Genomic DNA, 20,887 nt, shown 5'->3' on the forward strand with positions numbered 1-20,887 from the left:
ACTGTCATCATGATGTTCATACCCCAGCGTTACCAGCCAGCCATCGAATCCTTTGTTCTTTTACTGGGCCGCCTGAGTCTGGCCTGTGTGTTCTGGCTTTCAGGACAGACAAAAGTGGAAGGATTCAAACTGAATATTATCAATGGGGATTTTTCTTTGGGAATACCGAAAATCAGCGATACCACGTTTTTTCTTTTCGAGCACGAATACGCACTGCCCATCATTCCGTTTCACATTGCGGCGTACATGGCAACCGCCGCTGAACATCTCTTCCCAATACTGTTGATTCTGGGTCTGTTTACCCGCTTTTCTGCTTTCTCTCTTGCCATCATGACACTGGTCATTCAGATTTTTGTTTATCCGGATGCCTATGCCACCCACCTGACCTGGTTATCTGTTTGTGGGTTTCTGATGTTAAAAGGCGCGGGAAACCTCTCTGTTGATGCCAAAATAAAAGGGTCACAAGCGTGACCCTTTTAAGTTCAGAACAAAACCTCAACGCCATGATTTATGACGATGACTGGTCGGTCTCCGGTTTCTCAACCTGCTCAATATCAATTGTTGTCACTCTTTGCAGACCTCTTGGCAACAAGCCACCACGACGACCACGTTCTCCCCGGTAATTATCTAAGTCATTAGATTTCAGACAAAGCTTCCGTTTCCCTGCAAACAATGTAACTGACGCTCCCTGAGGAACTGCTACCAGATGAGACACAATTTCATCACGGGCTTTTGCCTTCGCTGACGGAATGTTAATAATTTTGTTGCCTTTCCCTTTACTTAACTGAGGCAGCTCACTCAGCGGGAACAGCAACATCCGCCCCTGACTGGTAATAGCCATGACTTCGTCGGATTCGAGATCATTAATGGAGGTAGGTTCAAGAAGCTCCGCGTTAGCCGGTAAATTTACTAACGCCTTTCCGCTCCGGTTTTTCGACAAAAAGTCTGCCCCTTTGCATATAAAGCCATAACCGGCATCAGAACCAACCAACCACAATTCCTCATCTTCACCCATAATGACTTTTTTCACCTGAGTGCCTTCGGAGATATTCAAACGTCCGGTAATCGGTTCTCCCTGACTTCGGGCTGAAGGCAGCGTATGCGATTCAAGTGAATAACAACGTCCGTCACTGCCAAAGAATATCGCCTGCTGATTGCTCCGGCCACATGCATGAGCCAGATACTTATCACCGGATTTGTAATTCAGCCCGGCGCAATCGACATCATGACCTTTCGCATGACGAATCCAGCCTTTATCAGAAAGGACAACCGTAATGGCTTCACTCGGGATGAGATCCCTCTCCGTCAGAGCCCGTGCTTCAGCTCTTTCAACTAAGGGCGAACGACGTTCATCACCATATTTTTCTGCGTCAGCCTGAATTTCTTTTTTGATCAACGTATTCAGACGTCGTTCAGAACCGAGTAACTGCTCCAGTTTCTTACGTTCCTGTTCAAGCTCATCCTGTTCACCCCGGATTTTCATCTCTTCGAGTTTAGCCAGATGACGTAACTTAGTATCTAAAATAGCATCAGCCTGAATATCAGTCAGTTCGAAGCGCTTCATTAATTCGGCTTTAGGATCCTCTTCATTACGAATGATCTCTATTACTTCATCAATATTTAGATAAGCAACCAGCAAACCTTCTAATATATGCAGTCTGGCAAGTATTTTATCTAAGCGATGTTGTAGACGACGACGAACAGTAGAACGTCTGAATTGAATCCATTCGGAAAGAATCTCAACCAGACCTTTCACCTGAGGACGGTTATCCAGCCCAATCATATTCAGGTTGACACGGTAATTCCTCTCCAAATCCGTCGAAGCGAACAAATGGTTCATCAGAACATCGCAATCAATACGGTTAGAACGTGGCACAATAACAATACGGGTTGGATTTTCATGATCGGATTCATCACGTAAATCTTCAACCATTGGCAGTTTTTTCGCCCGCATCTGACTGGCTATCTGCTCAAGCAGCTTGGCTCCGGACACCTGATGTGGCAGTGCCGTAATCACAATATCGCCGGACTCTTTGTGCCAGGTTGCTCTCATCTTCACTGAACCGCGCCCGGTCCGGTACATTTTTTCCAGATCAGCGCGTGGCGAGATAATTTCAGCTTCGGTCGGATAATCAGGCCCCTGAACGTATTCCATGACATCATGAATGGTAGCTTTCGGATTATCAATCAGGTGAACGGCTGCATTGGCTACTTCACGAACATTATGAGGCGGGATATCTGTCGCCATACCCACAGCAATACCGGTAACACCATTCAGCAAAATATGAGGAAGCCGGGCTGGTAGCATTAGCGGCTCTTTCATTGTGCCATCAAAGTTAGGTTGCCACTCAACCGTTCCCTGGCCTAACTCACTCAGTAATACTTCGGAAAATTTCGATAATTTGGCTTCGGTATACCGCATCGCAGCGAATGACTTAGGATCATCCGGAGCCCCCCAGTTACCCTGCCCGTCCACAAGCGGATAACGATACGAAAAGGGTTGAGCCATCAGCACCATCGCTTCGTAGCATGCAGAATCGCCATGAGGATGATATTTACCAAGCACATCGCCAACGGTACGCGCTGATTTCTTGTATTTTGCCGCTGCAGACAAACCAAGTTCAGACATGGCATAAATAATACGCCGCTGAACGGGTTTCAATCCATCACCAATATAAGGAAGAGCCCGGTCCATGATGACATACATGGAATAATTCAGATAAGCTTCTTCTGTAAATTTACGAAGTGGTAACTGTTCCACTCCATCAAAATTAATCTCACTCGTCATGCATTACACCTCTGCCAGATCGCCATTGCTCTGCAGCCATGAACGTCTGTCATCTGCACGTTTTTTACCTAAAAGCATATCCATCATTTCTGTTGTTGCTTCAGTATCATCGATCGTCAGCTGAACCAGCCGGCGGGTATTGGGGTCCATCGTGGTTTCACGCAACTGAAGCGGATTCATTTCCCCCAGACCTTTGAATCGTTGTACGTTAATCTTCGCCTTTTTCTTACTGAGTCTCTCTAATACAGATGCTTTTTCGGCTTCATCAAGGGCATAATGCACTTCTTTTCCACAGTCAATACGGAAAAGAGGCGGCATCGCCACATAAACATGACCACCTTCAACCAGCTTACGGAAATGCTTGGTAAACAGAGCACAGAGAAGCGTCGCGATATGAAGCCCATCAGAGTCAGCATCAGCCAGAATACACACTTTACCATAACGAAGATTATCCAGTTTATCGGTATCAGGATCGATACCCAACGCCACTGAAATATCATGAACTTCCTGAGAAGCCAGAACCTGATCCGCAGCCACTTCCCAGGTATTCAGAATCTTACCTCTAAGCGGCATAATAGCCTGAAACTCACGATCCCTGGCCTGTTTGGCACTACCACCGGCCGAATCCCCTTCCACCAGAAATAATTCTGTGCGGGACAGATCCTGAACGGTACAGTCGGTTAACTTGCCGGGTAAAGCGGGACCTGATGCCACTTTTTTACGTACCACTTTTTTGCTGGCACGCATGCGCCGGTGAGCATTGGCAATACAAACTTCCGCCAATAATTCTGCCTGTTGAGGTCGTTCATTAAGCCATAAACTGAATGAATCTTTTACCACTCCTGAAACAAAGCCGGCAGTCTGACGGGATGACAGTCTCTCTTTTGTTTGCCCGGCGAACTGAGGGTCCTGCATTTTTATGGAAAGAATGTAAGAACAACGCTCAAAAACATCATCACCGGTAAGCTTCACTCCCCGGGGCAATAAATTGCGAAATTCACAGAACTCGCGCATGGCTTCCAGTAAGCCCTGTCTCAAACCATTGACATGCGTTCCTCCCTGAGGAGTAGGAATCAGGTTGACGTAACTTTCCGTTAATAAATCACCACCTTCCGGTAGCCAGGTTACCGCCCAGGTTGCGGTATCTGTGTCGCCTGAAAAATCGCCAGTGAATGGATCTTCCGGTAATAACGTAAACCCTTTAACACCTTCGATCAGATAATCTTTCAGACCATCTTCATAGAACCAGCGATAGTCTTTATTATTGACCTTATCTTCGAAAATAACTTCGAGACCGGGACACAGAACCGCTTTCGCTCTTAAATTGGTAATCAAACGGGAAACAGAAAAATTAGCGGAATCAAAATATTTGGCTTCCGGCCAAAAATGCACACTGGTACCACGATTACGTTTGCCACAGGTTCCGGTCACGGTTAAGTCCGAAACCTTATCACCCTGTTCAAACGCAATATCATAAACATTTCCATCCCGGCGAACGGTTACTTCAACGCGTTTGGATAAAGCGTTAACAACAGAAATACCCACACCATGTAAACCACCGGAAAACTGATAACTCTTATTGGAAAACTTACCCCCTGCATGCAATTTACATAGGATCAGTTCAACACCGGAAACTTTTTCTTCCGGGTGAATATCTACGGGCATTCCCCGTCCATCATCCGTTACTTCTAAGGACTGATCACTATGAAGAATGACCTTCACCTTTGTGGCATACCCGGCTAACGCTTCATCGACACTGTTATCGATCACTTCCTGGCCTAGATGGTTAGGTCGGGTTGTATCGGTATACATTCCAGGTCGTCGGCGTACAGGCTCTAAACCATTAAGAACCTCAATGGCTCCTGCGTTATATTGTTCACTCATAGTTTGGAATACTTATCTCAATCAATGATCAAAATGGTCTGGTTTATTGATTTCATGGCCCAGAAAAACCAAATAAGTCGTAATCTTATATTCTTTATCGTGAAATCATAAAAGAAACATACTTATTGACAGGCAGTCTTCTGTCAAGTTTTGCGAAGAGGTTTGAAACATTTATGAATATAAAAAATGCCGGAAAACAGACATCTCATAACTTAAGAAAATCGATAATATCCGCAGCATAGCGTTCAAAATTGACAAAACTATGATCACCACCTTCTTCCACAGTGCATTGAGAATGCCCGAATTTGGAAACAGCCTGCCGGTAGTCTAACACTTCATCGCCTTTTTGTTGTAACAACCAGAAATCATCAGGAGAGGTTAGTTCAGGAATATCAAGTTTTCTTAACTCATTAATATGCTTATCTTTAAGAACATAGCGTTCATGCGTATAAGGATTTTCCTGTTCACCCAGATAGTCATTCAATAATTCATAGGGTTTCACTGCCGGATTTACCACAACCGCACGACAATGAAACTGGCTGTTAATCCATATCGCCAGATACCCCCCCAGAGAGCTTCCGATAACACCAATCCGGTACTGGGAAGCATATTGAGAAAACAACGCCTGAAGTTCATTGGCAGCCTGTTCAGGGAAAGAAGGTAACTGCGGTACCAGTACCTTAACGTCAGGCCGGTACTGTTGGCAATACTGAGCCATCACCCGGGCTTTATGTGAAAGAGGGGAACTATTAAAACCGTGTAAATAAATAAGCAACGAAGGCCGGTCGCACATATCAGTAACCGCCGGCATAAAAATCCGGTTGAAACTGACCGTTTGCAAGACGTTTGACTTCCGTTTCTATTGAGCCATCATCAAAAAGGCGAAACTCCCGCCACCCCGGTGACAACAGATCCAAAGCAAAATCATCACTCTCAGGTTTAAACTGGACACAGGTAGACGGTGTTGCAATAACCCGTATACCATCAACAATCTTATCCATATTCTGATGAACGTGACCACAAACCACCGCTTTCACCGCATGTTTGTGTTTTGCCACAACCTGCCAGAAGTTATGGTTCTCTTTTAGTGCATGTTGATCCAACCAGGCACTACCCACAAATACCGGATGGTGGTGCATTAACACAAGTGCATGTTTTTCCGGATACTCACTCAGTAACCGGTCAAGTAACGTCAACTGCTCTGGCTTAAGATGACCATGGGGAACACCTTCAACCTGAGAATCGAGAAGAATGATCTGCCAGGAATCCCCAGCCAGAATATGAGGCACACATTTGATTTGCGGTGCTGGTAATGCTGATGCCATATTCCGGCGGTAATCGTGATTTCCCGGTAACCAAAAACACGTTTTTTTTAATGGTTTAATTCCTTGAATAAACTTTTGATAAGACTCCTGAGTGTGATCCTGCGAAATATCACCTGTTGCAAGAATTGCACTAAAATCAATCGGCTTTTCTAAAATTGCCTCCACAACAGCAGCAAAACTTTCGGTCGTATTCACGCCCAATAAACTACCGTCATCGTCAACAAAGAGATGTGTGTCGGTTATCTGTAGTAGTTTTATGCAGTTATTCTTCTCTGCCTCTATAGAAATGCTGTCTGACATCAACTGTCCTACTAAAATTCAATCACTACCCAACATTAATCGGTGTTCGACTAATTCCGTGCTTTAAGCAGAATGTAAGCCAATCACCCAGAAAACGGTTCAATTGAGCTTTTTCATCTTTCTGCGCCATTCTGTTATTAGGATATTCGTATTTTGCCCTAACCTGATGAAGTTGCTCCGCTTTACACACTTCAGCAACCCGAGCATCATGGTATAGTCTGACAGACATTGTAGGCAATGGAAAAACAGAAAATTCATCACTTTGACAGATTGTGACTAAAGTTGTGTATTTAGTCACTTCTTCTATTTGTAACTGATACATCATTGCAGCCGCTTCGTAACACCTGACATCATCCTTACTTGGACGTGAAGGCAGTAACGCATTCAGCTTTGCATAATTGGTTTCATACACACGCATCAATTCCTGAAGATCAACGTGATACGGCTTCTGTATCATGATTCCTGCCATCTATCCTTTAATTCATTTCTGTTTAATTCGAGCCATTGTAAAGCAATAATTGATGCCCCGTTTTCAATTTTTCCATTTTTGACGAGTTCGTAGGCTTCCTCACGAGACATAATGTGAACTTTGATATCCTCACCTTCCTCATCCAGACCGTGGATGCCACCCGCTTTTGATGAATCCACTTCACCAACAAAAACATCCAGCATTTCATTACAACCACCGGATGATGGATAATATGCCGTAATTTTTTCGACGCGTTTCACATCAAGCCCGGCTTCTTCGAAGGCTTCACGCCTCACCACATCTTCCGGCGATTCGTCTTTATCAATAATACCTGCGACAATTTCAAGCTGCCAGGGGTGAGGATGCTCTAACGCGCCTACCCGGATCTGTTCAATAAGAACCACATTATCAGTCATCGGATCATAAGGGATCATTGCTGATGCCCTGGTTCTGACAAACATTTCTCTTTCCAGGACATCGCTCCAGTCACCACTGAATTTTTTATGCTTAAAGCGATACTTAATCATTTTGAAAAAACCAGAGAACAATGTTTCTTTATTCAGAATTTCAATATCTTTTTTTGAAAACACATCGAAACTTTTATCCGATTGTTGCATCCTATCTCTCCTTAAACAGGCGGAAGATCTAATCACGTCTTTGTCTTTTCGCCAAGGGTTTATTCAACTTTTTTTATAAAATTTATAAAAAAAGTTAAAACACATTTTAATGTGCTTATTCATTAGAAGCATAATTTAAAAAATAATTTCACTCTTTTGAGTAAATAGCATACAGTTTCTATGAACTCAGTCAGTAATAAGTGAATTTTCCGACACTGCAGGTAAATATCAAATGAAAAAACTGCTTCCCATCCTTATCAGCTTTACTTTAGGTGGTCTTTGTTTTAGTACATGGGCTGATACGCTATCAGATATCTACAATGAAGCAAAACAAAATGACCCACAGTTACTAAAAGCAGAAGCACAAAAAGAAGCGGCATTCGAAGCAATTAATTCCACCAGAGCGAATTTGTTACCACAAATAGACCTTTCTGCCGGATACAATGTTACCCGCTTTGACAATTATAATGCCGGAGACAGTAATAGAGTAACCGCTGGCGCCTCTTTAACTCAGATTTTATACAACCGTGCCAGCTGGGTTAATTTAGAAACCGCAGAGAAAAAAGCTCGTGAAGTGGATGCACAATATGCCGCTTCCCAGCAGGATCTGATCCTCCGGGTAGCAAAGGCATTCTTTGAAGTACTAAGAGCCAAAGACAATCTGGTTTTTGTCAGAGCCGAAAAAGCAGCAGTTGGACGTCAACTGGAGCAAACCAAACAACGATTCGACGTCGGTCTGTCGGCCATTACCGACGTACACGATGCTCAGGCTCAGTATGATAGTGTTCTTGCCAGTGAAGTTCTGGCTGAAAATGATGTTATTAACAGCTATGAATCCATCCGGGAAATCACCGGAATGGAACACAAAAACCTGAGTCCACTGGATACAAAACGTTTCTCAGCCGGGAAAATAAGCCAGAGTATCGATGCTCTCCTAAAAGAGGCTCAGAAAAAGAATTTATCATTGTTAAGCTCAAGAATTGAACTGGATATTGCCAGAGACAATATTCGCTTAGCCAGCTCAGGACACCTGCCTACTTTGTCCTTAAGTGCCGGATACGATTATTACGATGAACATGAAGATGATAATTCATTGTCCTCTTACTATGATCCGGATCACTCAGCCAATATTGGAATCAATCTGTCCATACCACTGTATCATGGTGGCAAAGTAGTCTCTGAAACCAAACAGGCCAAATTCGCTTTTTCAGAAGCCAGCCAGACACTAGAACAAACTTACCGCAGTGTGGTTAAAAATGTCCGTGCTTACGCCAACAATATAAATGCCTCTATCGGTGCCATCCGGGCTTATCACCAATCGGTTATCTCTGCACAATCGGCTTTGGATGCGACAGAAGCAGGCTTTGAAGTCGGAACCCGGACCATTGTGGATGTACTGGATGCAACCCGGCGTCTTTACGACTCAAACAAAAGTCTTTCTAATGCCCGTTACGACTATATTCTGGCGCGCCTGAATCTGAAAGCAGCGGTCGGAACGCTCAGTGAGCAGGATATTCTTGAAATCAATGCCGGATTAAAAAAACAGTAAACAATTAACTGTCTATTGTTTGAATTCCATAAAAAATGCCAGCAAACTGCTGGCATTTTCTTAGGGTGAATTAACCTTTTCCACCTTTAATTGCTTCAATGATTTCAGTGGTAGAACAACCATCTTCGAAATTAAGCACTTTCACTTCACCTCCGGCTGCAATAACTTCTTTACCACCGGCGATCTCTTCTGGCTGATAATCGCCACCTTTCACTAATAAATCTGGTAACACGCTTGCAATTAACCGCTGAGGAGTATCTTCACTGAACGGTACCACCCAGTCAACAGCGCCTAATCCGGCTAATACCGCCATCCGCCGCTCAGTTGTATTCACCGGCCGGCCGGAACCTTTCAGACGTTTTACGGATTCATCCGAATTCACTGCAACAATCAACCGGTCTCCGAGCTCAGAAGCGTGATTAAGATAAGACACATGCCCTGCGTGAAGAATGTCAAAACACCCATTCGTCATGACCACTTTTTCTCCGGCAGCCTGTGCTTTTTTCACTACATCAATCAATGCTTCTTCTGAAATAACGCCAAAATCGGTATCCCGGCTACCATGAACGGCTTCTGCCAATTCAATGGTCGATACGGTTGACGTACCAACTTTACCAACGACGACCCCGGCAGCCGCATTGGCTAATGCACAAGCTTCATCCAGAGGTTTCCCGGCCGCAACCGATGAGGCTAAAACTGAAATAACCGTATCTCCGGCACCGGTGACATCGTAAACTTCTTTTGCCTGAGTCGGCAGATGAAATGGCTGCTGACCTTTTCTCAGCAGCGTCATACCATGCTCACTACGGGTGACCAGCAAAGCATCAAATTCATATTGCTCAATAAGCGCCAATCCTTTTTCCACCAATTCTTCATTAGAATTGACTTTCCCGACCACATCCTCAAATTCAGACATATTCGGTGTTAATAGTGTGGCACCACGATAGCGCTCAAAATCAGCACCTTTCGGATCTATGAACACAGGTACTTTAAACTGACGGGCTTTTTGAATGAATGCCTGAACGTGCTCCAAAGCACCTTTCGCATAATCAGACAAAACAACCGCTTTCACATTCGGTAACGTATTCTCCATACGTGACAGAATCAATTCAGCGTCCGTATTCTCAAACCGATCTTCAAAATCCAGACGGATAAGTTGCTGACCACGGCTCAACACCCGAAGTTTTGTAATGGTCGGATAATCGGGCAATGACACAAAATTGCAGTGAACATTCAGGGAAGTTAATTTCTGTTCCAGAACCTGAGCCGGTTCATCTTCTCCGGTCAGGCCTATGATATGAGCGTTTCCACCTAAAGAAGCAATGTTCATTGCAACGTTGGCCGCGCCTCCGGGACGTTCTTCATTTTTCTCAACTTTTACAACCGGGACGGGCGCTTCAGGAGAAATGCGCCCGGTAGGACCATACCAATAGCGATCCAACATGACATCGCCGACAATTAAAACTCCTGCTTGGTTATAATCAGGCAGAATGGGTTTCATTCTTTTTCTCCAACTTTTTCATTTTATTCCCATAGTCGGGACTAATACTATCACAGAGCCATTAAGGGCAAAAATCATTGCGCCAGCCATTGATTCCAGACATCCGTGACGGCTTGTCTTTCCTGAACGAATTTATCCTCACTGACATCCGCGTCCAGCCCTAACAAATTACGTCGGTGAATCTGATCCCGTAGCAAGGTATAGGACGAAATCAGCTGCTCGGCCTGTTCTTTTAACAAGACACCTTCCTGAGCTAAAGATTCAAAAATCCGGATATTATCAGACCATTTTGTTAGCGATGGTTTATCATGACTGAAATTCAGTACCAGATACTGGGCTAAAAACTCAATATCCGTAATGCCTCCGGCGTCCTGCTTAAGCATGAAACGTCCGGACTTTTTGCCACCGAGATGTTCCCGCATTTTCTGACGCATACTGATCACGTCCGTCTTCAAAGTTTCGCGGTTTTTTGAGCATAAAATGTCTTTTCTGATTTCAGAAAAGCGCTGCTGTATCTGTTCATCGCCAAACACAATACGGGCCCGGACTAATGCCTGATGTTCCCATGTCCAGGCATCATTCTCCTGATAATCGGCAAAAGCATTAACGGAGGAAACTAACAGACCGGCTGAACCCGAAGGCCTCAACCGGGTATCGATTTCATACAATATTCCTGAAGACGTCCTTACAGAAAAAATATGGATGATTCGCTGAACCAGCCGGATATAGAACTGCCGACCGTCAATCTGTTTCTTTCCATCGGTATACACATTATCAGGACAGTCATGAAGAAACACCAAATCCAGGTCAGAATTATAACCTAATTCCCATCCTCCGATTTTACCATACCCCACCACAGCAAAACCCAATCCCTCCCGATGCGTTAAATGTTGCGGCTGACCATACTTTTCCGTCACCTGTTTCCACGCCAGTTTGACCACCGAATCAATCATCGCTTCAGCAAGATACGTCAAATGATCACTCACCTTCATTAAGGGCAAGACGCCTGCAATATCTGCCGCGGCCACTTTGAGCAGACTGATTTGCTTAAACTGCCGAAGCCCTTCCATCTGCTGCTCCATGTCGTCTTCCGGTATCCGGGCAAGATAATCCCGTAATTCAGACTGATAGGATTCCAGAGGAATGGGGTTGTATAACTGGGCAGGATCAATTAATTCATCAAGCAGAATCGGATACCGGGTTAACTGTTCCGATATCATCGGGCTGGCAGTACATAACCGGACTAACTGAGTTAATGCCCCCGGATTTTCATCGAGCAATTCTAAATACGTTGTACGGGTAACAATATTCTGAATAAGCGTCAGAACCCGGGGTAAACCAAATTCCGCATCCTCATGCTCCAGTGCTGATTTCAGTATTTTAGGCATAATACGGTTAAGTACATCACGGCCTCTCGGACCCAGCGTTTTTTTCGATAATCCGGATTTAAAATCAGTAATATGCCGGGCTGAGGGTTCCGCATGAGAAAAAGCCAGATCCCCCCCTAAAATATCCTGTACCCATTCGGTTGATTCAGCCCGATCCCACATTTCATGATAACCCAAAGGGACATCTTTCTCTTGATGCTCATCCTCCTCACCAATCAGCAGAGAAAATACCGAGTTAACCGCCTGCATATGTTGCCTGACTTCGGTTTCAAGCGCCTGCCAGTCAGAAAATCCCACAGCGGTATACAGCTTCATTTGCTCCACAGCGTCGGTTGGCAGGGTCTGTGTTTGTTTATCACCCAGAGCCTGCAGCAGATTTTCCAGACGTCTCAGGAAAAAATAAGCATCACGTAACTGTTTCACATCTCTGGAATCTAACAGCTCGAGATTCTCTACAGCATCCAGTGTTTCCAGCAATCCTCTGTTACGCAACGAAGGCTCCCGGCCTCCGCGAATTAACTGGAAAACCTGAACGATAAATTCAATCTCCCGGATACCACCAGCCCCTAGCTTAATATTATTGACCAGCCCCCGCCGTCGAACTTCACTCTGAATCATGCTTTTCATTCTTCGCAGAGACTGAATGGCGCTGAAGTCAATGTAACGACGAAAGACAAAGGGTCGCAGCATCTGTCTCAACTCCTGATATGCCGGATACATCTCCCGTCCCATGACTCTGGCTTTAACCATGGCATAACGTTCCCAGTCCCGCCCCTGTTCCTGGTAATAATCTTCAATCGCTGAATAACTCATCACCAGCGGACCACTGTCACCAAAAGGCCGGAGTCTCATATCTACCCGGTAGCAAAAACCATCCGCCGTCTGCTGTTCTAAGCTCCGGATAATCCGCTGCCCGAGCCGGGTAAAAAAGACCGGGTTAGCAATGGTACGTCTGACTCCCTGAGTTTCGCCGTTTTCCGGATAGGTAAAAATCAAATCGATATCGGAGGAAAAATTAAGTTCACCACCGCCCAGTTTTCCCATGCCAATGATCAACATGGGCTGAGCATCACCATTCGCGTTACACGGCGTTCCATATTCCTGGCAACATAAACGGTATTGCCACTGGTAGGTTTCAAAGATCATGGCTTCCGCCAACTGAGACAAATGGCGGAAACTGTCCTGTAAAGACCAGCCTGCCAGAAAATCCCGCCATGCAATGTAAACCATTTCCCGGTTGCGGAACCGGCGCAGCATCCGAAAACCATCGGCTTCATTACCACATTGACTGAGCATCTGATTTAGCTCAGTTCGGTAAGCAGAACACCTTTCCTCGGATCCCAGTAGAACAGGAAGCTGCTCAGCCAGGCATTCATCTCTTGATAAAGCATCCATGATAAACTGGCTTATACCCAGCAAATACTTGAGTTCTGTCATTCGGACCGCTGGCCATGAGGTCAGATCCGGATATAACTCAGAAAGCTTCCGATAGTTTGCCTGTGAAACAGAAATAAGTTCGGCGGGTAACTGCATCATTCTTCCTTTGGCATTACAGAGCAGGATTGCATTACTTAACTTAGACTAGTTATAACAAATTCTCTGAAATAAAAAACGCTCACGTTAGTAACCGTGAGCGCTATCCCTTAACTTAATGAAAAATCACACGGAAAAAGCATTAATCTTTTTATCCAGACTCTCTGCATTTTCCTGCATTATTTCCGATGTTTCCAGAAGCTCAGTGACCACCGTTACCGATGCCTCAACCAATTCTTTTACGTTGGTTAGGTTTTCACCCATATCTTCTGCAACCGTCCGCTGCTGATTTGCCGCAGAGGCTATCTGAAAATTCATCTCATTGATCTGCTGAACCTGTTCAACAATGCCGCTTAATTCGTTACCGGCATTGGTTACTAATTCAACGCCATCAGCTGCTTTGACCACACTTTTCTCCATCAAGTCTACCGCCGATCCGGCACTGGACTGCAGCTGAGTAATCATTTCCTGAATTTCGACCGTGGCCGTTTGAGTATTTTGTGCAAGATTACGGACTTCATCCGCAACAACCGCAAATCCCCGTCCGGCTTCACCGGCCCTTGCAGCCTCAATGGCCGCATTCAGAGCCAGCAAGTTCGTTTGTTCTGAAATACCCTGAATGGTTCCGACCACGCTGCCAATAGCTTCAACTCTTTCTTCTACCTGATTAACAGCACCGGCAGACTGAGCAATATCATCGGACAGTTCGCTCATTTTCCCGATCGTTTTCTGGACAAAATCCTGCCCCTGCTGAGCCCGGCCCGACGAATCTTTTGTCAGTTCCGATGCCTGCTGTGCATGATCAGCAACGACATGAACGGCCGTTGCCATCTGGTTCATTGCTGTGGCCAGACTATCAATTTCTTGAAACTCTTCCTGTGCGGACTCCCGGGTTTCGGACATACTGAGTGTCATTACTTCCGTCAAAGACGTCAGTTCCTGAGAGCTGTCATGCTGAAGAACAATAAGATCTTTCAGCTTACTGCGCGTTTTTTCAATTTCTCTGGTGATATCACCAAACTCATCTTTGCTGGCCATATTAACCGGTTCACGAAAATCACCATCGGAAATTTTAGCAATAGCCGATGTGATAAATTTCATCTGTCTCAGCATAATATTCGCCGCAGTAAGTAACACGACAACAAAGACAACAATCATAACCATTGTCTGCCAGACAATGGTTACCAGATAATCGTCATAATATTTTTGTGCGATATCCGCACTCTTGGTGACCGACAACAAAACGTGATAAAAAGTGCTTGCGTCCCAAAGCTGCTTTGTTACCAACAACAAGGTACTCAGTACCATAAGTAAAATGATTTTTGGTTTCAGCCTTACATTGCTGATTATTTTTTCCCATGGTCTAAATCTCATCTGAACCATTGGATTGTTCCCCCTTATTATTATTTACTACCTATCTCACAAATGAGTATTCTTTATTGTTTTATGTTGTAAAACGTACAGTATACGAATTAACTATTATTGAAAGGATTATTGCCCGAAAATTACTACTGAGGTCAAAAAGCAATTACTAATATATATAATTTGCGGGTAATTAAACAATTACAGACTTCATAAAAACAATTTTCGGCAGAAATGATTTTTTCTTGAAAATAAATAAAATATCCTCCCGGAATTTGCGGGAGGACAAACGATTATTCATGCCAATATGGCGAATTGGAAGCGGTGATGGCACGGGTTTGCTCCATCGCATGCAAAATGGAGTTTTCCTGACGGGCAATCCATCTTTCCAACTGCTCTTTTTCCTCGGCTTCTAACTTTTCTGTCAGTGCTTTAAGAGGCTCCAGAGTCAGCAGATCATCGATTCCCTGTAGCAAATCCGCCCAGGGTAAACGAAATGAATTTCTTTCTTCCTCATCATATAAAGACGCAAAGCCAATACCGGTGTACAAGTTTTTGGCTAAACATTCCTGCTGCTGAATATAAGCCTCGGCAGACAGCACTTTCTCGATAGGAAAAGCATCTTTTAGCTCAATCCAGGCACTACTGAGCTGCTCACAGGCAAATGGATTAACACCACTGTTTAAGTGTTCTAACGATTTATCGTCAATAAACGGCTGCCAGCCTCTGGCAAGAATCCACCGGCTCAGGTCAAGCAATAAAGCCATATAGCGGGAAGAGTGAATAAATTTAAGAACGGCTTCGCGATCCGGATACGTTTCCTGTAATGATTTCAGTTCGGCGATCAAAAACTTCCGCGCATCCAGTTTGCGTAATGCACACCCCCTATCTTTTAACAGATTATCAATCCGATCATAAGGGTTTAACCAGGCCAGTTCCTGCTCAATCCATCTTAACTCTTGTCTCAGTATAGTACTTGCACGGCGCGGAATAATCGTCTCATAAACCGTTAATGTTCTGATAATAAAAGTAATGGCGTGGCTGATTTCTCTGAGGGCATCAATACTTTCCTGTTCAACATAGATCTGTTCGTGATAATGCCAGTGTGATAGCGCATGCTCCAGTGTATTGATAAAGCAGTTTTCTACGCTATCCGAGTGTGATGTATCGACAAGACTTAAAGAATGGACTTCATCTCCTGTATGGCCATTAGCCAGCCGGTAGCCCCGTGCTGCTTTACTCAGATTCCCCAGTCTGACTCCACCATTATCACTAAGAGAACGCGCTAATGTAAACAACGCATCCGTCTGACCGGATTTCAGTTCCAGTTCCACTTCACAAATGGGTTCTTCAGACTCTCCGGCAACAACAACGCCGTTATCAAACGCAACTTCTATCTGACTGCCATCCTGCATAGAAATAAGCCACTGCTCTCTTATGAAATCAGTGGCAAATATTGGAATAAGTTGTTTCTGAAGTTGTTCCTTATCTCGCCCTTCCGGCCAGATATCATCAGGATGCAGATAAAGATTTGGCTCATTGCTGTCATGTTCTGCATTGTACTCCGGTCGTTGATGCAAACCGGCAACAACCCGGCCGGATGTCTTTACTGTCTGAACAAATACGTCATCGTAACGCCGGATACGAAGACCGATATCATGCTGACGAAGCCAGTTATCCTCTGTGTCAAAATAAGTATTACCTAATTGACGACAACTGTGTTGAAGAACTTTCGATCCGGAAATTTTTTGCTGTAAAATCGATGAATAATCTTGTGAAACAAAAAACTTAAGTTCTATCTCAGTTTCCATAATGATGCCTTTAGTAACAGATAACGACAGGATATTGCTATATTCGTATTGGAGCAAGAAAGAAATATCACGTTATTAATGTTCTAAAACGGTTTTAATGATCGAGTTAATGGGTTAACATGCGCGCCTTTATAGCCATGTTCAGCATCTTACCAACAGGTACATGTTTTTTTAGGTTATAGTGGGTTGAAGAACCATGCCAATGAATACAATTATGGGGTTATTTGCAAAGTCCCCAATAAAGCCTTTGCAAAGACACGTTGTGTGTGTCAATGAATGTTGCTCTCATCTCATTAATTTCTTTGAAGTTTCCTTCAAAGGCGACTGGGAAAAAGCATCCGAAATCCGATCTCAGATTTCTCACTTAGAAAAAGAAGCCGATGTGCTTAAGCGGGAAATCCGTCTGAAATTGCCTCGCGGGTTATTTCTACCGGTTGATCGTTCCGACATGCTGGAACTGCTGACTCAACAGGATAAATTAGCCAATTTAGCGAAAGATGTTGCTGGCCGTGTTTACGGTCGTCAGCTGATGATTCCTGAACCTCTTCAGGAAAAATTCATCCACTATGTCATACGTTGTCTTGATGCAGCCACTCAGGCACAAAAAGTCATCAGTGAACTGGATGAGCTGCTTGAAACCGGCTTTAAAGGCCGCGAAGTCACATTGGTTGCGGAAATGATTCATCAGTTAGATGAAATTGAAGACGATACCGACAACATGCAAATTGAATTACGACAAATGCTGATGTCGATTGAATCTGAATATAATCCGATTGATGTCATCTTTATTTATAAGATTTTTGAGTGGATTGGTGGTATTGCCGATCAGGCTCAACGCGTTGGCGCACGATTAGAGTTAATGCTCTCGCGCTCATAGTAGTTAACTTTAAATACAATAACTAAGGGCATTAACAAAATACAAAAAACTTTTTGGCACAAAATTTATGTGCCAAAGCTTTGTTCTGTTCAAAATTTGTGTGTTTTGCTCCGCTTGTTATAAAAAACTAGGTATTACGATGGATATCCTTGCAAACTATGGCCTAATCCTGATTCTTACAGCGTCTGCTTTTGGTTTCTTGATGGCGATCGGTATTGGCGCGAACGACGTAGCGAATGCCATGGGAACATCGGTTGGTTCTAAAGCTCTGACTGTAAAACAAGCTATTTTGATAGCAATGATTTTTGAATTCGCTGGCGCATATCTTGCCGGCGGTGAAGTAACTGACACCATTCGTAAAGGCGTTATTGAAACATCTCTCTTCGCTGCCCACCCCGACATCTTAGTCTTCGGCATGATGTCTGCTCTTCTGGCGGCCGGCACATGGCTGCTTCTGGCCTCGTATATGGGATGGCCTGTTTCCACCACACACTCTATCATCGGTGCCATCATTGGTTTTGCCTGTGTGACGGTCGGCACAGATGCCGTAGACTGGCACTCGGTACAGGGAATCGTGGGAAGCTGGATTATCACGCCTCTGATTTCCGGTCTTTTCGCGTATGCAATATTTATCAGCGCACAACGACTGATATTTGATACCGAAAATCCACTGGAAAATGCCAAACGCTTTGTTCCTGTCTACATGTTCATTACCACCATGGTGATTTCACTGGTTACCATTAAAAAAGGGCTGAAGCATGTCGGTCTGCATTTGACTAACACGGAAGCCTGGATCAGTGCCGTTATTTTTTCCGCCATCATTATGGTTGGTGGTTACCTTTATATTCAGAAACGTTTTTCAAACAAAGAACACAACGGTAACTTTACCGGTGTCGAAAGCATCTTTAGCGTATTAATGGTTATCACTGCCTGTGCTATGGCGTTTGCTCACGGTTCGAATGATGTCGCCAATGCCATCGGTCCTTTGTCAGCTGTAGTATCAACGGTTGAGAATCTGGGTCAAATCGCGGCAAAAAGTTCTATCGCATGGTGGATTCTTCCTCTTGGCGGATTAGGGATTGTCGTCGGTCTGGCAACGCTGGGTCACAAAGTCATGGCAACCGTCGGAACGGGCATCACAGAACTGACACCAAGTCGTGGTTTCGCCGCTCAGCTGGCAACTGCCTGTACTGTCGTCCTTGCCTCCGGTACCGGTCTTCCGATTTCAACCACTCAGACGCTTGTCGGTGCTGTGCTTGGTGTGGGTTTTGCACGTGGTATTGCTGCGCTGAACCTGGGTGTTGTACGTAACATCGTTGCTTCCTGGATTGTTACATTACCTGCCGGTGCATTACTTGCGGTCGTTTTCTATTTCATCTTAGAAAAGTTATTTATCTAGGTTGATTCGTCAATCTAATGTCAATAAGATGTGATTATTGACTCAATTCAAAAGAAAGGGAGGCATAGCCTCCCTTCTTTGTTGCACCGAAGGTCGAAAATTTTTACTATTTGCGCAAACCTAAAAAACGCAATCTTATAATAAAGGACTTACTGTGAAGAAATTGTTAATCATGGTGCTTTTTTCATTAATCGCTGCACCGTCTTTTGCTCAGGATCGGTATATCGCGGATAAGCTTTATACCTACATGCATTCTGGTCCAAGCAACCAGTATCGTATTATTGGAAGCGTTGATGCCGGTGATAAAGTTAAGCTTATCGACGTCAACAAAGAAACCGGCTATAGCCAGGTTGTGGACTCTAACGGGCGTAAAGGCTGGGTTCAGAGTAAGTTCGTTACCCGCACCGAGAGTATGGCAGTCCGGATGCCAAGGCTTGAAAAAGAGCTGGCAAGTGTTAAAAAGCAATTAGCCAACGCGCAAAGCAGTGCAAATAGTGAAAAAGCGGGTCTGGTCGACTCTCTTGAAACCCGCAATAAACAAATTGCAGAGTTGGAAAGCAACTATTCCGATATCAGTAACAAACTTGCCGCAGCTCAGACCGAAACCCGTGAACTTCGCGCCAGACTGGACACACAAAAAGAAGACCTTCTGATGAAATATCTGATGTACGGAGGTGGTATTGTTCTGGCTGGGATTATCTTTGGTCTGATTTTGCCTCACATCATTCCAAAACGCCGCAAATCACAAGGCAACTGGGTATAATCCGTTATAGACTTACTTAAATAAAGGCCATCTTATGATGGCCTTTTTCTCCTGTGGCAGACATTGGATATAAATGTGAAAATTTATCTTGTTGGCGGTGCTGTCAGAGACAAGCTGCTGAAAATCGACAGTGATGACAGAGACTGGGTTGTGGTCGGTTCTACACCTGAGGAAATGATGAAACAGGGGTTTACACCGGTCGGTAAAGACTTTCCGGTATTTTTACATCCAACAACTCAGGAAGAACACGCATTAGCAAGGACAGAGAAAAAAACCGGCAGCGGCTATACCGGATTTGAATGCTATTTTTCTGAAGAAGTCACACTGGAAGAAGATTTACGCCGCCGTGATCTGACCATCAATGCCATGGCATTAGATGAGTCCGGTATGGTTATCGATCCTTATGGTGGTCAGCGCGATCTCGAACATAAGCGGTTACGCCATGTATCTGAAGCCTTTAGTGAAGATCCGCTCCGCGTACTCCGTGTCGCCCGTTTTGCCGCCAAACTCGCTCATTTGGGATTCCGTGTTGCGGAAGAAACAATGCAGCTGATGAGTCACATTACCGAATCCGGCGAGCTTGAACATTTAACGGCAGAGCGTGTGTGGCTTGAGTGGCACAAATCACTCACGACTCCTTCTCCTCATATTTTTTTTAACGTACTCAGAGACTGTGGAGCATTAGCCGTCCTGCTGCCGGAGCTGAATAACTTGTTCGGGGTTCCTCAGCCAGAAAAATGGCATCCGGAAATCGATACCGGCATACACACTCTGATGGTACTGAAACAGGCCGCCCAGTTAAGCCCCTGCCCCCAAATTCGTTTTGCCGCCACGGTTCATGATCTGGGCAAAGGCATCACCCCACAGAATGAATGGCCAAGTCATAAAAAGCATTGCCATAACGGTCTGGCACTCATCAATCAGGTTTGCGACCGTTTCAAACTTCCAAATGATTACCGGGAACTTGCTCTGATTGTCTGTGAACAGCACTCTAACGTACACAGAGCGATGGAATTACGTTCTGATACGTTCGTACGGATTTTTGCAAAAATAGACGTATGGAGAAAACCAGAGCGTCTGAATGCCCTATTAACCTGCTGTCATGCTGATCACACTGGCAGGAAAGGTTCAGAAATGAAACCGTATCCGCAAAAAGCCATTTTTGAACAGGCTTATGCTGCCGCAGCCGCTGTCAATGCTCAGGATGTTATTGCCCTAGGATTTAAAGGAAAGGAAATCAGAGAACAACTGGATAAGCTCAGAGCCCATCAAATAAAGATGGAATTAAATCTCACCCACTAGAATTTGACTGAATTAGTCT

At 44.5% G+C, this 20,887-nt stretch carries 16 protein-coding genes; 6 read left to right on the forward strand and 10 right to left on the reverse strand.

The annotated features are described in order from the left end of the window. Nucleotides 1–9: 9 nt before the first annotated feature. Nucleotides 10–471, forward strand: a complete 462-nt coding sequence (locus tag LRQ06_RS05265) for a DoxX family protein (RefSeq protein WP_232765377.1) — start codon at nt 10–12, stop codon at nt 469–471. A 37-nt stretch (nt 472–508) separates the two neighbouring features. Here the strand turns inward: LRQ06_RS05265 and parC are convergent, their stop codons facing one another. From parC to nudF, 6 genes are all read right to left on the reverse strand, one after another. Continuing rightward, entirely contained in the window at nt 509–2,788 is a 2,280-nt protein-coding gene (parC, locus tag LRQ06_RS05270) for a DNA topoisomerase IV subunit A (RefSeq protein WP_232765378.1), read from the reverse strand. 3 nt (nt 2,789–2,791) lie between these two features. Beyond that, complete coding sequence (gene parE / locus LRQ06_RS05275; protein WP_232765379.1) at nt 2,792–4,672, reverse strand: DNA topoisomerase IV subunit B; 1,881 nt, start codon at nt 4,670–4,672, stop codon at nt 2,792–2,794. Between the two features lie 205 nt (nt 4,673–4,877). Beyond that, nucleotides 4,878–5,465, reverse strand: coding sequence for an esterase YqiA (gene yqiA, locus LRQ06_RS05280; protein WP_232765480.1), 588 nt, complete (start codon nt 5,463–5,465; stop codon nt 4,878–4,880). A gap of 1 nt (nt 5,466) precedes the next feature. After that, entirely contained in the window at nt 5,467–6,297 is an 831-nt protein-coding gene (cpdA, locus tag LRQ06_RS05285; RefSeq protein WP_232765380.1) for a 3',5'-cyclic-AMP phosphodiesterase, read from the reverse strand. A 25-nt stretch (nt 6,298–6,322) separates the two neighbouring features. Continuing rightward, nucleotides 6,323–6,754 (reverse strand): DUF1249 family protein, encoded by a 432-nt coding sequence (locus tag LRQ06_RS05290; RefSeq protein ID WP_373054808.1) that lies wholly within the window; start codon nt 6,752–6,754, stop codon nt 6,323–6,325. Then, a complete protein-coding gene (gene nudF / locus LRQ06_RS05295; protein WP_232765382.1) occupies nt 6,751–7,383 on the reverse strand; it encodes an ADP-ribose diphosphatase in 633 nt (210 codons plus the stop codon). The genes LRQ06_RS05290 and nudF overlap by 4 nt, the downstream gene beginning before the upstream one ends. A 232-nt stretch (nt 7,384–7,615) precedes the next feature. On the opposite strand from nudF, the gene tolC reads away from it, so the two are divergent. Next, nucleotides 7,616–8,932, forward strand: coding sequence for an outer membrane channel protein TolC (gene tolC / locus LRQ06_RS05300; protein ID WP_232765383.1), 1,317 nt, complete (start codon nt 7,616–7,618; stop codon nt 8,930–8,932). Nucleotides 8,933–9,002: 70 nt separating this feature from the next. Here the strand turns inward: tolC and hldE are convergent, their stop codons facing one another. The 4 genes from hldE to LRQ06_RS05320 all read right to left on the reverse strand — a co-directional run bounded on the left by hldE (nt 9,003) and on the right by LRQ06_RS05320 (nt 16,527). Then, complete coding sequence (hldE, locus tag LRQ06_RS05305) at nt 9,003–10,433, reverse strand: bifunctional D-glycero-beta-D-manno-heptose-7-phosphate kinase/D-glycero-beta-D-manno-heptose 1-phosphate adenylyltransferase HldE (protein WP_232765384.1); 1,431 nt, start codon at nt 10,431–10,433, stop codon at nt 9,003–9,005. Between the two features lie 74 nt (nt 10,434–10,507). Beyond that, nucleotides 10,508–13,354, reverse strand: coding sequence for a bifunctional [glutamate--ammonia ligase]-adenylyl-L-tyrosine phosphorylase/[glutamate--ammonia-ligase] adenylyltransferase (glnE, locus tag LRQ06_RS05310; protein WP_232765481.1), 2,847 nt, complete (start codon nt 13,352–13,354; stop codon nt 10,508–10,510). 126 nt (nt 13,355–13,480) lie between these two features. Next, nucleotides 13,481–14,737, reverse strand: coding sequence for a methyl-accepting chemotaxis protein (locus LRQ06_RS05315; RefSeq protein ID WP_232765385.1), 1,257 nt, complete (start codon nt 14,735–14,737; stop codon nt 13,481–13,483). A 272-nt stretch (nt 14,738–15,009) separates the two neighbouring features. After that, on the reverse strand, nt 15,010–16,527 hold the full coding sequence (locus LRQ06_RS05320) for a CYTH and CHAD domain-containing protein (RefSeq protein WP_232765386.1): 1,518 nt from the start codon (nt 16,525–16,527) through the stop codon (nt 15,010–15,012). 196 nt (nt 16,528–16,723) lie between these two features. Here LRQ06_RS05320 and LRQ06_RS05325 point away from each other — a divergent pair, with 196 nt between their 5' ends. The 4 genes from LRQ06_RS05325 (at nt 16,724) to LRQ06_RS05340 (ending at nt 20,868) form a co-directional block, all read left to right on the forward strand. After that, nucleotides 16,724–17,404 (forward strand): TIGR00153 family protein, encoded by a 681-nt coding sequence (locus LRQ06_RS05325; protein ID WP_232765387.1) that lies wholly within the window; start codon nt 16,724–16,726, stop codon nt 17,402–17,404. Between the two features lie 139 nt (nt 17,405–17,543). Continuing rightward, the gene (locus LRQ06_RS05330; RefSeq protein ID WP_232765388.1) at nt 17,544–18,803 is read left to right on the forward strand and encodes an inorganic phosphate transporter; all 1,260 of its coding nucleotides are present in this window, start codon (nt 17,544–17,546) and stop codon (nt 18,801–18,803) included. A 154-nt stretch (nt 18,804–18,957) separates the two neighbouring features. Then, the gene (locus tag LRQ06_RS05335) at nt 18,958–19,566 is read left to right on the forward strand and encodes a TIGR04211 family SH3 domain-containing protein (RefSeq protein ID WP_232765389.1); all 609 of its coding nucleotides are present in this window, start codon (nt 18,958–18,960) and stop codon (nt 19,564–19,566) included. A 75-nt stretch (nt 19,567–19,641) separates the two neighbouring features. Continuing rightward, a complete protein-coding gene (locus tag LRQ06_RS05340) occupies nt 19,642–20,868 on the forward strand; it encodes a multifunctional CCA addition/repair protein (RefSeq protein ID WP_232765390.1) in 1,227 nt (408 codons plus the stop codon). Nucleotides 20,869–20,887: the final 19 nt, after the last annotated feature.

It is taken from the genome of Vibrio salinus (assembly GCF_021272385.1).
In the GTDB taxonomy this organism is placed as follows: domain Bacteria; phylum Pseudomonadota; class Gammaproteobacteria; order Enterobacterales; family Vibrionaceae; genus Vibrio; species Vibrio salinus.

Excerpts from the sequence above, each read along its gene's own strand:
- LRQ06_RS05265 (WP_232765377.1), top strand. The coding sequence starts at position 10 with ATGATGTTCATACCCCAGCGTTACCAGCCAGCCATCGAATCCTTTGTT.
- parC (WP_232765378.1), bottom strand. The coding sequence starts at position 2,788 with ATGACGAGTGAGATTAATTTTGATGGAGTGGAACAGTTACCACTTCGT.
- parE (WP_232765379.1), bottom strand. The coding sequence starts at position 4,672 with ATGAGTGAACAATATAACGCAGGAGCCATTGAGGTTCTTAATGGTTTA.
- yqiA (WP_232765480.1), bottom strand. The coding sequence starts at position 5,465 with ATGTGCGACCGGCCTTCGTTGCTTATTTATTTACACGGTTTTAATAGT.
- cpdA (WP_232765380.1), bottom strand. The coding sequence starts at position 6,297 with ATGTCAGACAGCATTTCTATAGAGGCAGAGAAGAATAACTGCATAAAA.
- LRQ06_RS05290 (WP_373054808.1), bottom strand. The coding sequence starts at position 6,754 with ATGATACAGAAGCCGTATCACGTTGATCTTCAGGAATTGATGCGTGTG.
- nudF (WP_232765382.1), bottom strand. The coding sequence starts at position 7,383 with ATGCAACAATCGGATAAAAGTTTCGATGTGTTTTCAAAAAAAGATATT.
- tolC (WP_232765383.1), top strand. The coding sequence starts at position 7,616 with ATGAAAAAACTGCTTCCCATCCTTATCAGCTTTACTTTAGGTGGTCTT.
- hldE (WP_232765384.1), bottom strand. The coding sequence starts at position 10,433 with ATGAAACCCATTCTGCCTGATTATAACCAAGCAGGAGTTTTAATTGTC.
- glnE (WP_232765481.1), bottom strand. The coding sequence starts at position 13,354 with ATGCAGTTACCCGCCGAACTTATTTCTGTTTCACAGGCAAACTATCGG.
- LRQ06_RS05315 (WP_232765385.1), bottom strand. The coding sequence starts at position 14,737 with ATGGTTCAGATGAGATTTAGACCATGGGAAAAAATAATCAGCAATGTA.
- LRQ06_RS05320 (WP_232765386.1), bottom strand. The coding sequence starts at position 16,527 with ATGGAAACTGAGATAGAACTTAAGTTTTTTGTTTCACAAGATTATTCA.
- LRQ06_RS05325 (WP_232765387.1), top strand. The coding sequence starts at position 16,724 with ATGCCAATGAATACAATTATGGGGTTATTTGCAAAGTCCCCAATAAAG.
- LRQ06_RS05330 (WP_232765388.1), top strand. The coding sequence starts at position 17,544 with ATGGATATCCTTGCAAACTATGGCCTAATCCTGATTCTTACAGCGTCT.